Origin of the sequence: Paenibacillus sp. AN1007, from assembly GCF_040702995.1 — a bacterium.
In the GTDB taxonomy this organism is placed as follows: Bacteria; Bacillota; Bacilli; order Paenibacillales; family Paenibacillaceae; genus Paenibacillus.
The window spans coordinates 821,049-835,303 of record NZ_CP159992.1; the positions used below are offsets into that span (position 1 = coordinate 821,049).

The 14,255-nt window shown below is 47.0% G+C and carries 7 protein-coding genes; all 7 read left to right on the forward strand.

From position 1 onward, the window contains the following. Window positions 1–114 precede the first annotated feature (114 nt). The 7 genes from ABXS70_RS03695 to ABXS70_RS03725 all read left to right on the forward strand — a co-directional run bounded on the left by ABXS70_RS03695 (window position 115) and on the right by ABXS70_RS03725 (window position 14,183). Window positions 115–1,644, forward strand: coding sequence for an extracellular solute-binding protein (locus ABXS70_RS03695; protein ID WP_342552424.1), 1,530 nt, complete (start codon window positions 115–117; stop codon window positions 1,642–1,644). A gap of 352 nt (window positions 1,645–1,996) precedes the next feature. Then, a complete protein-coding gene (locus tag ABXS70_RS03700; RefSeq protein WP_342552423.1) occupies window positions 1,997–3,262 on the forward strand; it encodes an S-layer homology domain-containing protein in 1,266 nt (421 codons plus the stop codon). A gap of 619 nt (window positions 3,263–3,881) precedes the next feature. After that, the gene (locus ABXS70_RS03705; RefSeq protein WP_366293911.1) at window positions 3,882–6,950 is read left to right on the forward strand and encodes a DUF5704 domain-containing protein; all 3,069 of its coding nucleotides are present in this window, start codon (window positions 3,882–3,884) and stop codon (window positions 6,948–6,950) included. 402 nt (window positions 6,951–7,352) lie between these two features. Then, a complete protein-coding gene (gene pulA / locus ABXS70_RS03710) occupies window positions 7,353–9,449 on the forward strand; it encodes a type I pullulanase (RefSeq protein WP_366293914.1) in 2,097 nt (698 codons plus the stop codon). A 274-nt stretch (window positions 9,450–9,723) separates the two neighbouring features. Then, window positions 9,724–12,603, forward strand: a complete 2,880-nt coding sequence (gene pulA, locus ABXS70_RS03715) for a type I pullulanase (protein ID WP_366293917.1) — start codon at window positions 9,724–9,726, stop codon at window positions 12,601–12,603. Between the two features lie 281 nt (window positions 12,604–12,884). Then, window positions 12,885–13,517 (forward strand): 50S ribosomal protein L25, encoded by a 633-nt coding sequence (locus ABXS70_RS03720; RefSeq protein WP_342552418.1) that lies wholly within the window; start codon window positions 12,885–12,887, stop codon window positions 13,515–13,517. Between the two features lie 147 nt (window positions 13,518–13,664). Then, window positions 13,665–14,183, forward strand: coding sequence for a hypothetical protein (locus tag ABXS70_RS03725; RefSeq protein ID WP_366293921.1), 519 nt, complete (start codon window positions 13,665–13,667; stop codon window positions 14,181–14,183). Window positions 14,184–14,255: the final 72 nt, after the last annotated feature.

The window sequence follows — 14,255 nt, forward strand, 5'->3', positions numbered from 1 at the left end:
TCTTTTCTCAAAAATATTATGATAACGCATACATTCTGAGTCGGAGGCATCTGTGAGTAAGGAATGAGGGCAAGTTCGCTGAACAATAGGCTTATCCAAAAGGAGAGATGGTTCATGAGTCCAAAAGGTCCAAAACGTTCAAGAAGCTCTATGTTTCGCGTGGGAAGCTTTATTATCGTTGGTGCTGTATCTGCTGGTCTCCTGGCAGGATGCGGAGTAGAAAAAGCACCAGCTGCGGGGGAAGGCAGGCTGCCGATTTCCATCTCATTGATGCAGGTAGGTGATGTGCCCAGCAAAGAAAATGCAGTGGAGAAGAAGATTGAGGACTACACAAATACCGATGTAAACGTGCAGTGGATTCCGCAGTCGGCATTCGACGACAAGGTGAATGTGATGGTGGCATCAGGGGAGATGCCAACGATTATGCGTGTCAATTACGTGCCAACCACATTTAATGCCGCAAGGACTGGACTGTTCTGGGAACTGGGACCTTATCTGAAAGATTATAAAAACTTGTCTGCCCAGTCAGAGGCCCATTTTAACAATATCAAAATCGAAGGGAAAATTTACGGCATCCCGAACTTCCGGGATATTGGCCGGACGGCTATCGTTTATCGTAAGGACTGGTTTGATAAGCTGAAACTGGATATTCCGAAATCACTCGATGATTGGTATGAGGTTATGCGTTCTGTCCGCAAGGACGATCCGGATGGTAATGGCAAGGAAGATACGTACGGTGCACTGCTTTTTAAAAAATATAATGAAGGTGTCTCTTCACCCCTGACCAGGATTGCTGTAAGTATTGGCGGAGTTAACAAATGGGGTGTGGACGATGCCGGGAAATTAACACCAGAGTTCCTAACACCGGAATATGTGGATACGATGAAGCTGTTCAAGCGTCTGTTCAATGAAGGGCTGATTAATAGTGATTTCCCTGCACTGGACCCTTCGGATGCAGACAAAAAAATGGATTCGGGTCTCGTGGCCATGAAACTGAACGGTGTCGCCCAGAACGGAAAATCATCGCAGCAGCGGCTTACACCTAATGCACCGGATGGTGTCATTGATGTAGCGCCATTTCAAGGTACGGATGGCATTCGTATTGCTGGTGAGCCAGGAAACTACGGTATGCTTGTCATTCCGAAAGCCTCTGTCACGGACGAGGAGCAGCTGAAAAAAGTACTTACATTTCTGGACCAACTGATGGATGAAGAACTCAGCACGCTGCAGCTGCGTGGATTGCTGGATGTGCATTATACCAAGACCGCTGACGGTAAGACGGAACTGAAAGATTTCGATGCTTACCAGCGTGAGGTCAAGCCGTACCGTGATAATCTGCTGAGTGTTGAAGGATATAATGTGCCTGAACTTGTCGATGTTCCAATTGGTATGAAAGGCACGAAGATGGCTCGTGAAAATGAACAGTATGCGGTTGCTAATCCTGCACTTACCCTTTCCTCTGAAATCTACACGGAGCGCGGTCAGGAACTGGATCAAATGATCTGGGACGCACAGACCAAATACATTATGGGCAAGATTGATGATGCGGGCTGGGAGCAGGAAGTTGGCAAGTGGAGAAAAGCAGGTGGTGACCAGCTCATTACGGAGCTGGAAGCTTCGTATAAAGAGCTGAACGGAAAATAAATGAGGGTGAAATAAAAAGACTTGATTTTATGTGATGAAAAGGTTTAATCTATAAAAGAGTAAATATTCCAAAATTTTATAAGTGAGACCGACCTTAAAGCATAAGGCTGTGAATCTGCGGATTCATGGCCTTTTTTGTGTATTCAGGGTGAGAAACGGGTCTTCGGAAGGAGGGATACTAACCTTAGAATAAGGGGGGAGAGTTATGAAAATATACCATATTACTAGATGTCCGTGGTATAATATTAACTATTATACCAAATTTAGGATTTTACGTTCTTTATGACAAGAACAAAAAAAGGTCGTGTAGATGGAGCAACCCCAAACTAAGGTACATAGGAGCGTGAACAAAGTGAAGTTGAAGCAGGTGGGACAGGGGAAGAAGAAAAACGCTGTTGGTTTGATTGGAATGTTGACTGCCGTTTTGATGGCAGGCAGTTATTTTTCCTTTGGAGCGGAACCCGGGCAGTGGACGACGACAGCGAGTGCGGCAAGTGTGAGTGATAATGCGATAACCCAGTTCAAGGATATTAAAGGCCATTGGGCTCAGGCCGCGATGGCCAAAGCGTACGAGAAAAAACTGATCTCCGGTTACCAGGATGGAACATTCCGGCCTAATGGCAGGATCACCCGCGGGGAATACGCGGCGATACTGGCTCGTGCGACCAGAATTGAGAGTGTTGAGGGGCAGGAAGCAGCTCCTTTTCCCGATCTTCAGGGCCATTGGTCTGAACCGGCAGTTCGTCAACTGGTCGGACAAGGTTTCATTCATGCTGGTGATTATGCAGGCGGCTTCAAGCCGAATACGGAGCTGACGCGGTACGAGATGATGAAGTGGATTGCAAACGGATTGATCCAGTCAGACCGTAGTTTTCAAGATGCTTTTAACGATACGAAGAATACGCTGCTGCCTACACCAGAAGTAAATCGTGGAATGATCCGTGATGAGCAGATTCCATACCTCGCTCTTGTACGCGGAACAGGCATTGTAAGTGGATTTCAGGATGGGACGTTGAAACCGGCAGATACAACCACTCGTGCAGAAATTGCGTCTATTATACTTCGATACATGGAAGTGGAGGGCAAAGATGCTTCGAAATACAGCGAGCTGAACGAGTTACGAGAGGTGGGAACAACTGGTACAAATTTAACGACGATTAGTAATTATAAGTATAGTTCTGGATCAGCCACAATTTCAGATTTATCAAGTGCTGACATTAGCCTTAGTAACAAGTCAGGAATATTACAAATTCATCGATTAATCGTTGTGGATGCCACTCGAAGCAAACCAAAAGGTATTTATGCTAGATTCTTTGTGCCTGATAAGTATGCGAGTGGCTCGTATAGAACCTTTGCAGATATTTCCTTCACGTCTAATCTGGAAAAATCAAATTTAATTACCTTTAACAAGGGGTTATCGGATTCACTGATACAATTTAATCGTATTAATTTGGATTTAGCTAAAGAACAACATAATGAAACGATACCTATGGATTCAGATCTTCTTATTAAAAAAGGAATTAAAAAAAGGTTTTGGATAACTTCAACTTTGAGGAATACATCATGGTCTTATTTTCTGAAATCTGATCATAAAGGAGAATTTAAAATTCAAAGGTAGTTTTGTAGGATGGTGAGTAATTTGTAATGAAAAAAGTGATATTATCTTGTTTAAATGTACTATTAGGATTATTGGTATTACAAATGTTGATTTTAACAGATGTACCATTAAACACGGTAAAAGCGCTGCAAACGAATATGGCCCTAAATCAATGAAAAGTCCCCAGAAAGTAACTATTTTGGCTACCCCTACCGTAGGGAATCCTGGAGTGTACTGGTACCAAGAAAATAACGGACAGTTTAGAGCAGATCATTCAGGAGGTCCAACTTACGCAAATAATGTAGGTAGCTGTTCAAATCCATTTCCTGCAGCTACGGAAGTTCCTGATAGTGTAGATTTTAGTAAATGGCCACCTAAAAACTGGCCTGATTATAATAACAACCAAATCAATGCTTCTCAGATTCATAATGTACGTATTCATGATATTAGTTATCAAGGAAGATCAGATCAAGATTCATACACTGGAATAGGAGAAATAAGACCGCCTTTTTCTTCAACAATAGTAGGCATAAGAACAATTACTGGAGGGTATCATGTACCAACAGAAACAGAACCATTTAAAAATGGTGGGAAAACAACATCTGGTTGTCCAAAATATAACGTTGTATACTACACTCCGATGGATATTATCTGGGAGGGTGACTTAATCGAAGAAAAAGAAATTGACGTCACACCTGATGCTGCGCTGAAGATTGGTCAAACGAAGCAGATGACAGCCAAAGTGAAGACGAAAAACTATGGTTCCACAGCTTGGGGTGAAGGTGTTGATGTGTCTGGCAGGGAGGCCGAGATTAAGTGGTTTACTTCGGATGAGACGGTCGCAAGTATTGAATTGAAGACGGGGATGTTAAAAGCTAAAAGTCCGGGTACCGTTACGGTACGTGCAATCTGGAACAACGGGACCTATCTTATCTCTGATACAGCCACCATTAAGGTTACGTCCGAGCCGGGATTGGTGGTGAATCTGCCTAATGCATGTAAGTCGTCAACGACACTATTGCAGGCAGAGGCTGTTTTGACTAAACCGGATGGGAGTATCCACAAGGTCACGGCACATCCCAAATTAACTTGGTACAGCTCCAATTCAGCAGTTGCGGTGATCGGTGCCGATGGCAAACTGACGACTAAGGGCATTGTGGGCAGCACGATGATTAAAGCTCATTTCCGGGATAGCGCCCAGCGTCTGGATGAGCAAGCTGAACAGGAGCTTGAGGTCAAGGATTGTTCGGATGGTGGAGGTACAGAAGGTGAAGGCCCAGGCGGTAATCCGCCGAATGCCTGTCCTGTCGGCATCAGTCCGCCAAGTAGAGGTGCAGTGATCGAGGCTAAGGTGATGGATCCTTCAGTTCGGGGTGTACTTCAGGCAGATACTCGGGGTGCAGAGAAGTTTGATGTCATTCAAGGAATCCCTACGTCGGAAGACTTGTATGCAAACGTGATGACCAAAGGCTACCTATTCCAGCACCGATGGGTGAATATGACTGGCACGGTCACTTATACGGTTAATGTCAAGAAAATGTACCATAAAACATGGACAATTCCGGGGCGTGCATCAAGTGGAAAAGATGATCCAGGAACAGAAGCGGAGCCAAAAGAAGTGGACGTGCCTATAGAGCTTTCTATGCAGGTAACAAGGACATACAGCTACTGGCAGATTGACCAGTTGGAGGTTTACAAACTGAATGAAGCGAGCATATCAAACTATGCGCTGGGCGGGTTTGGCGGTACCGTCACATTATCGCCAAATGCATATACGCCTCCAGCGTTACAGGCTGCAGCAGACCCCGAGGTGACCAGCCATGTCAAGGCGGCCAAATGCCAAGAACTTGATCTGGGTACCGAATCTGTTCCAGGTGGCTCCAAGGAACCGCCTACACCTGATGAAACTGCCCTGTTTCAATCTGAAGCTGAGGCTGAAGTTGGCGAAAATACCGTAAATAATGACAATGTGATTTTTGATGATGCAGTAGTTATGGATGCGGGTCCGGTTCAAAAAGAAGCCCCTAGGCCTGGAGTGATTCCAGAGCCGTATACGATTGGGGACGATGTGCTCTACCGGAGCGGATTAACGATCCAGAATACATTAATGAACAAAGCCGATCAGGCAACTACAGGTGTGATAAATTATGGTTTGCTGCCTGGAAACGTAAATGGTGGACAGAATCAGCGTTTTCCGATTCCAGGAATCAATCCGGTTACGGTACATACACCTGTCGTGAATTATTCATGGGTGTCTGATGACCAGGCGCATAATCAGAAAACGAACCCTGATCCCATGCGAGCTGCATTGATCCTGGAGCGTGAATTCCTGGTGCGCATCCCTACCACTGGACAGCACTTGGATACAGCGCGTTATCCGGGGTACGGTGATCGTGATTACGCAAAGTATTTTCGAAGTAAACAGGTGCGTTTTCCGTTTGATGTTTACACGGCTGACCGAAACCACTACATTCCAGCCGATACCTGGATTGATATTCCTATCCATCAACTGGACACCACCTTCGTACTTCCCGTGTGGGTCGATGAAGGAAACTATCAGATTGAGTTTTGTAACACTGCAGAGAATGCACCCATGAATTTCACAGAGCAATCGGATGCCAATACGAACCTGAACCATCATGCAGCTGTAGATACCATCGCTGTGGAGGTCATTGGCAGGCTGTACGATTTTCAGATAACGGATATCGCAGATTATAACTGGGAGAATGTATTTCGCAAACGACCGGGTAGTCCTGAAGCAGCAGGCATAAGTTACTGGACGGGTACCAACAAAATTGATGGTGATCCGCGAGGTAATTCAGCTCCATATGTTCTGCCGATTCGGCCAGGAAGTCATCCCGTGCAGGGATTTCGTAATGCTGCCGTAAAGACGGGGTACCATTTCAAGTTTGATGTAAAGACCAAGGGCAATATGTTTGGTAAACAGGATGGCATCCGAATTACGCCAACCTTTTATCATATACGCAAGGACGGTTCCAAGAGACAGGAAGTGGACTTGTATTACCATCGGGGGCAGGAGCGGCTGATTCAGATCGGTTCTGCACAAGATGTGGAGAAACGTTACGTAATCCTGAATGCCAGATTGCGGAACGTGCCAGGGATGGAACTCGGTGATGCCGCGCGTTATCAGTACAATCATGAATGGACTGCGGAAGAGCGAAGGAAATATACTATGGAACAGGCGATGGTTCGGTTCGTAAATCAGACTTCGCACAGCAAAACATGGACAGGTCGTTACAATTGGATGATCCTTCCGTCGCAGATTCGAACACTCATCGGTCCTAAAACAGAGATCCCTCCTGATGTGGATGCAGACCGGGCAAATGCTTCCATCCAGCGCTGGTACGGTGAATACAGCTTGCCGGCCGATGTATACGCTGTGCCCAAGGGAACGAATCTGGAACGTTTGGCACGGGAAACGCCGCTGGATGATAAGGCTGCTGTATTTCTAAATGATGGTTACATCATCGTGAATTTCAACTTGGAGACGCTGCAGCATGGAAACACCCTGGCTCCGCATCTGCAGTATATTCAGGCACCTTTGATGAATCAATGGCAGCTGGAAGGGTTTAATCCCAGTCCGCTGCATGAAGAAGGAAGAAATTGGCCAATGAAGGACGGCGATGTGGTATTCTATCATGTGGATCAGTCCAGTCGTGATGATTTTCAATCGCAAGTCCCTCATTAAAGCCTTATTCAAACCGCATTGAAGTTTAAATAGACGATTCATCCTCGTAACCTCTTAAGAAGCAGTTGTGGCGTTAATCCACGCAGAGCTGCTTCTTTTTTGTGTTAACCTATTATGCTTGGTCCGAGGAACGGGTATAAAAGGTAAGGAGCACTCATTGTAATTCACATTGACCATACATGATTCACTTCACCATTCTAGCGGATGTCTGAAAGCGCTGAAGGAAGCCGATCCTGCCGAAATTTTTGATCCAAGCCATGGAAGCTACCGAAGCCGTGCCGGTGCACGTCATGGGAAAATGAAGCAGCAGGGGTCGAAAAGGGGTAATAGATGCACTTCAGTGGGGTGCAGGACATGCCTAATCACATTACGTTCATACTACGCTCTGAGAGGGGATTCACTATGATTGATGATATGCAGAAAAAACAAACAGCCGAGAGCACGAGTACAGTTTCGATGGACAGTACATATACAGGAAGAGATCTGGGTGTTACAACCGGACCGAATGTTTGCTGTTTCAAGGTATGGTCTCCAGCAGCTGTTCAAATGGGGCTCGTCTTGTATCCTCCCTTAACGGGTGGGAATCCCGAGCAGACTCCTAATCAGTTGAAGCAAAGCATCCTGTCAATGCATCCGGATGAACAGGATTTGTGGGTTTTAGATGTGGAAGGGGACTTGCGGGGCTATCGATATATGTTTAAATCAACCTTCGCAGATGGAACGTCAACAACAGCGGTTGATCCATACGCTCGGGCGGTAACGATGAACGGAGAGATGGGTGTCATTGTGTACATGGAAGAGACTCATCCTGAAGGATGGGAGCAGGATATCCGTCCAGAGTGCAGTCATCCTACGGATGCGGTTCTATACGAACTGCATGTCCGTGATTTCTCCATCCATCCTTCTTCCGGCATTGTGAATAAAGGGAAGTATCTTGCATTTACGGAGACCGGGCTGCGTGATGCCGCAGGTAATAAGCTGGGGATCGATCATTTGGCTGAGCTGGGCATTACCCATGTGCATCTGCTGCCAGTATTTGATTTTGCAACGGTAGATGAGTCGAATGCAGATAATGATCTGAAGGATGCATCCAACTATAACTGGGGCTATGATCCGCTGCATTACAATGTACCGGAAGGTTCATATGCCACGCGTGCAGATGATCCCGAAACGCGAATTCGTGAATTCAAGTCTATGATTCTTGCGCTTCATCGTAAAGGTATAGGTGTTATTATGGACGTGGTTTATAACCACACGTTTGATACTGCGGAGAGTTCGTTTGAAAAGCTGGTTCCAGGGTACTATTATCGTCAGCACGCAGACGGGACGTACAGCAATGGATCAGGCACAGGCAATGAGACTGCATCGGAACGAGCGATGGTTCGCAAATTTATTATTGATTCGGTTCGCTTCTGGGCAGAGGAATATCATGTGGACGGTTTTCGTTTTGATCTGATGGGACTGATCGACATCACCACGATGAAACAGCTAGCATCAGAGCTTCATCATCAGGTGTCTCCCTCCATCTTGTTATATGGCGAACCTTGGGCAGCGATGGACTCGCCTTTGGGTGATGAGATGACCGTGAAAGGAACACAGCGCGGTGCAGGTTTTGCAGTGTTCAACGACGATTTTCGCGGCCTCATTAAGGGAGATAGCGACGGAGACGGCAAAGGATTTGCAACCGGCGAAAATGGGAAGGAAGATCAGTTATGGACAGGTGTACAGGGATCAATTCATGATTTTACAGAAGGCCCGGCCGAGACGATTAACTATGTAACGGTTCATGACAATCTTAATCTGTGGGATAAGGTGGCACGAACACAAGGGCTGCAGGATACGCTGGGCTTTCTGGTTTATAACGAGGATGGAAGTATACGAGGGTTTGACAACGTGGAAGAAGCCGTTCGGAAGGCTGATCCTTATCTTCAGATCGATCCGGACAATGTGCTTGAGAACGAAACGGTCAGACGCTGCCTGCTGGCGAACGGTATTGTACTCACATCACAAGGTGTCCCGCTGATTGCGGCTGGAGATGAGATGCTGCGCAGCAAATTTGGCGATGCAAACAGCCATGAGAGTGGAGATATAGTCAACGCCATCCATTGGGATCAGAAACAGCGTTTTAAACCGGTATTTGACTATTATCGGGGTCTAATTCAACTGCGACGGGAGCATCCGGCCTTTCGAATGCGCACACGTGAAATGATTGAGCAGCATGTCCGTCTTTTACACAAAGAACAAGGTCTGCTCGTATTCGAGCTGCAGGGTGAGGACGTTCAGGATACGTGGAAACGGATCATTGTAATCTTTAATGCTTCCCCAAAAACACGTTCTGTCTCCATCCCTTCAGGCAGATGGAAGGCAGCTGTTGAAGATGGGTGTGTACATGCAGATTCGCTGGGCACAATGGAGAACTCCAAAGACCACCAATACAGTGATAACAGCCAGGTGCAGGTCAAGAGATTATCCATGACCGTGTTATATTCTGAGTGCTGAAGGGCAGGGTTCTCGTAGGTAATCAACAATCGCAATCTAACACAATGGCAGCACTCTCTTTAATATCCAAGGGAGTGCTTTTTTTAGTTCCGCAGGTACAGACGCTGTCAACCACAGCGCTTGTTTACATAAGATATAGATGAAAGCGATTGCTCATGAAATGCTTCGCTCTAGCCGATATGTTGAGTATTGACAACCCCGGGTTGACAAATAGCGTCCCGCTTCGTAACATCGGGACAATACGAATTCAAAGGATATAAAGGCGGTGGGAACGATGCCCGAATGGACTTCTTTTCGTTATGAAGGCAGCGATCTTGGTTTAACGTATACCTGTGCCGCGAGTACGTTCAAAGTATGGGCGCCTACGGCACAGCTGGTTCATATATTGATTTTTGAAGATGAAGGCGAGTACAACGACCTTGGCATTGTAACGAATCATGATAACGGTCAGGCATATGAGATGAGGCGTGATACTGATGGAATCTGGCAGCTGACCCTTTCGGGAGACTGGGCCGGTTATTATTATATGTACCGCATCGTTCATCAGGACCAGCGGGTGGAAATCGCAGCGGACCCTTATGGCAGAGCTGTGACGGCCAATGGGCAGCGAACAGCAATCATAGATCTGGACACAACCGATCCGGAGGGTTGGGACCAGGATGTGAAACCGTCTTTTCTGCACCCGGTTGATGCCATAATCTATGAACTGCATGTACGTGACTTCTCTTCTGACCCTCAGGCAGAACTTCCTTACAAAGGGAAATACCTGGCTTTTACGGCTTCAGGACTTACCGACAGCGCCGGCAATCGGATCGGGATCGATCATTTGGTTGAACTCGGTATTACTCATGTACATTTACTTCCTACAGCTGATTATCAGACGGTAAATGAGCTTGCTGCAGCGCATGCCGAATCCAATGTCAAAGCACCGTACAACTGGGGTTATGACCCGCAGCATTACAATGTTCCTGAAGGATCTTATGCAACGAATCCACGAGAGCCGGCTGTTCGCATCCGTGAATTTAAATTGATGATTCAATCGCTGCATCGGCAGGGTATTCGCGTTGTCCTCGATGTCGTCTACAATCATACGTACAGCGTTGAAAAGGGTCCTTTTGATCGTATCGTGCCTGGTTATTTCTATCGATCTTATGAAGATGGTACACGCAGCAACGGTTCGGGAGTTGGCAATGAACTCGCAACCGAACGTCCGATGGTACGAAAATATATTTTAGATTCACTGCGCTTCTGGGCTGCAGAATATCATATTGACGGGTTCAGGTTTGATCTGATGGCACTGATTGATCAGGATACGATGAGTGAGCTCACCCGTGAATTAAAAGAACAGTTCGATCCTGCATTTCTTATCTATGGAGAACCATGGATGGGCGGAGATTCACCGCTAATGCGTCCAACACTAAAGGGAACACAGAAGGGGCAGGGCTTTGCTGTATTTAATGACCACTTTCGCAGTGCGATCAAAGGGGATAGCGACGGCAGCGGCAGAGGATTTATCACGGGTGCGGGAGGTCTGGAGTACGAGATCTTAAAAGGTGCTGCGGGAGCGATCGATGATTTCGCCACTTCTCCGGCGGAAACCGTCAATTATGTAACTGCTCATGATAATCTGAATCTGTGGGACAAAATTGCAACCTCCCTCAATCTTCGTCATGATCTGGGCTTTCCCGTATGGAAAGACGGACAGCCCGTGGGGGGCGGCAGTGCCGAGTCAGCGGTCAAGGCAGCCGATCCTTATCGGTATGTGGATGAAACGAATGTAATGGATCATGAGATGGTTCGCCGCTCGCTGCTTGCATCAGGCATCCTGCTGACGTCCCAAGGTATACCGTTTCTGCATGCCGGGGATGAGATGTTAAGGTCCAAGGTTGGAGATCATAACAGTTATCGAAGTGGTGATGCCGTGAATATGATTTCTTGGGCGAACAAGGAACGCTTTAGACCCGTATTCGACTATTATCGCGGGCTGATCCAGCTAAGGCGTGCACATCCAGCGTTCCGTATGATGGAGGCAGGGCAGGTTCGCAGTCATCTTCGCTGCCTGCGGATGGACGGAAACGTTATTGTTTACGTGCTCGAGCATGGAGCGAATGAAGATGCGTGGAACCGGATCGTCGTGATTTATAATGGCTCGGACGAATCTCAGTCCATACATCTGGAGGCGGGGGAATGGAAGATTGTCGTGAATCATCATAAAGCTGGAACGGACGTCATTGAAACCGTCACAGGCGAAGTTCAGGTGGAACGGTGGTCGCTCATGGTTCTATACGATATGGAGCGTGCTGTTGAAGCTGATCCTGCTGCGCTGGAAGTCAGTGCGCCGCGCCGGGTATTCGCTCCGCAGGAGACTTCAATCCTGCGGGCCATCGTGAGAGATCGTACTGGAAATATTCTGGAAGATATACCTGTCGTATGGAGTTCTTCCGATCCGGATATTGTAAGTATGGAAGAAAATGGTGCATTCCATACCCTGGCTCGAGGTGCGGCTTCCATCACTGCGCGCTGCGGTCCGATTATGACCTCCTGTACCATTCAGGTCGATGTTCGGTATGCTGACCGAATCGAAATTGTAGGGGAACCCGTACTGTACACAACGCGAATTAGCCGTTTCCGCGCGCTGGTGTTGGATCAATACGGGCAGCCCCTTACAGATGCAGATATTCGCTGGAGCTCCTCTCACACGGATGTGGCAGCTGTAAGTCACACGGGAATGGTTAGGGCGCTGACTTCAGGCAGCTCAGTAATCATCGCAGAAGCTGGATCAGTACGGGCAGCCTATGCCGTCACCGTCCACAGACATATGTCACGAACGGTAACGATTCGATACGAGCGGTCGGATCACTGCTATGATGGCTGGGATGTTTGGGTGTGGGGAACAGGTATGGAGGATGGTGCCGTTCGATTAGAGCGTGCTGGCAGTGCTGCAGAAGCCCGGTTTCGCGTGGCTCCGGGTCTGCATCATCTCGGCTTTATCATTAGGCTTAACGAGTGGGAGGCCAAAGATACTTGCGGAGACCGTTATGTGGATATTGCACCTGAGGATGAGGACGTGCAAATTATCGTGAAAAGCGGATCAGAAGAGATGCAGATTGTGCGCGAAAATGATCGTGAAGCTGATGACCGGAATAGTGCTTGATTTTTAATCTTTGCTTACGCTCATTGAACTTAATTTAACAGAACGAATTGCACAGCCGGAACGAAATTCGGCTGTTTTTTTATGTGCATAAAAAAGCATATGTTAGTAAAAAAAGGTTATAAAAATAAGGATTGATGTTTTAGAAGCTGGATCATTGGGGTAAATATAGATATGGCCCAACATATGGCCTCAGAAAAAAGACCTTTTTTGGTCTACGAGAGAAGCCGCAGAGCTTGCCAACAAAATCAAAGTAGGGATCCCTTGAAGGAGGATGTTCAATCATGAAATCCAACGGAAAAATGGCTCAACTTACAGCAGCACCAAGAACAGAAAAGAAAGGCGCGGCTTTGCGCCTGTTAAGACAAGGTGGACGAGTACCCGCCGTTGTATACGGACCGGGACAAGAAGGTGCCGCCATACATGTGGATGAAAAAGAAATGCTAAAAATGGCTCGTACAGGCCGCTCGGAGATGTTTAACCTCAACGTGGAGGGTGGCAAAACGATCCCTGTACTGATCAAGGATCAGCAGGAGCGTAACGGGCGTCTGCTGCACGTTGACTTTTTGCAAATTTCCAAAAACAAACCGATCAGCGTCAGCGTAGCGATTGATTTTCAGGGTACGGCCGCAGGTTCCAAAGCAGGCGGTGTATTCCAGACCCAGGAAACGCAGCTTGAGGTTGAAGGGCTGCCTGCAGACCTGCCAACTTCAATCGAAGTGGATGTCAGCGGTCTGGAAATCGGTGATCGCTTGACGGCAGGCGACATTAAATTGGATAAAGGTTTAACGCTTGTTACGTCACCGGAATCCATCGTTGCTTCGGTTATGCCGCCGCAGGCTGTTGAAGAGGAGCCAACCGCTTCTGCTGATGAGGCAGCACCAGAATCGGAAGATGAGCAATCCAAAGAAGAATAGACGACGCTGGAATCCAGGAAGATTCCTCGTAGAGCTTGTCCTAGCCCAGTCCACTCCTTGTGGGCTGGGCTTTTTCATTTGCGTTGGATTCTAGATCCCATTTGTGGTACAACGGGAAGATAGATGAAAAAGAAAGCAGGTTGCTGTATGTTTGATCCCACCATATACGATAATCTAAAAGTAGCCATTGAGAATGTTCTGTATGACCTGGATAATCTGGATGAGTGCATTCAGATCACCGGGCGAAGAGATCAACTGGAGATGGCAAGCATGTCCAGAGAGTTTGGTTTGCAATTCTGTCTCAGAGAACAAGCAGGCGTTACTGCTGAAGTGATCCTGAAAAGTTCATTGGAGACTATTGCAGCAGAGATTTTAGAAACACCCGGAGGGCCAGCGGGCTGTGAACTTGAACTCCGTTTTGCATTCACAACCAAAGAACCGGAAGCATGCTGTCATGATATTCAAGAGGTGATGCAGGAAAATTGGCCTGATCAGCTTATACTGCAGCATATTCATTATATTTTTGGAGAATCGCCGATGTCATTTCACGTTTCCGCCAATATTTATTTCGGCAGGCATGTGAACGAGGAACAAATGCATGATATTCCAGTGTTATGTGACCGAATGATTCATGTCCTGAACAAGTTGAAAGAAATACACGGATAGATCTGAGAAGCAAATAGAATTTTTCGAAGCCTTGTCTCGTTTGGAGATCAGGGCTTTTTTGTATTTATTTTA

Excerpts from the sequence above, each read along its gene's own strand:
- ABXS70_RS03705 (WP_366293911.1), top strand. The coding sequence starts at position 3,882 with ATGGATATTATCTGGGAGGGTGACTTAATCGAAGAAAAAGAAATTGAC.
- ABXS70_RS03720 (WP_342552418.1), top strand. The coding sequence starts at position 12,885 with ATGAAATCCAACGGAAAAATGGCTCAACTTACAGCAGCACCAAGAACA.
- ABXS70_RS03725 (WP_366293921.1), top strand. The coding sequence starts at position 13,665 with ATGTTTGATCCCACCATATACGATAATCTAAAAGTAGCCATTGAGAAT.
- pulA (WP_366293917.1), top strand. The coding sequence starts at position 9,724 with ATGCCCGAATGGACTTCTTTTCGTTATGAAGGCAGCGATCTTGGTTTA.
- ABXS70_RS03695 (WP_342552424.1), top strand. The coding sequence starts at position 115 with ATGAGTCCAAAAGGTCCAAAACGTTCAAGAAGCTCTATGTTTCGCGTG.
- pulA (WP_366293914.1), top strand. The coding sequence starts at position 7,353 with ATGATTGATGATATGCAGAAAAAACAAACAGCCGAGAGCACGAGTACA.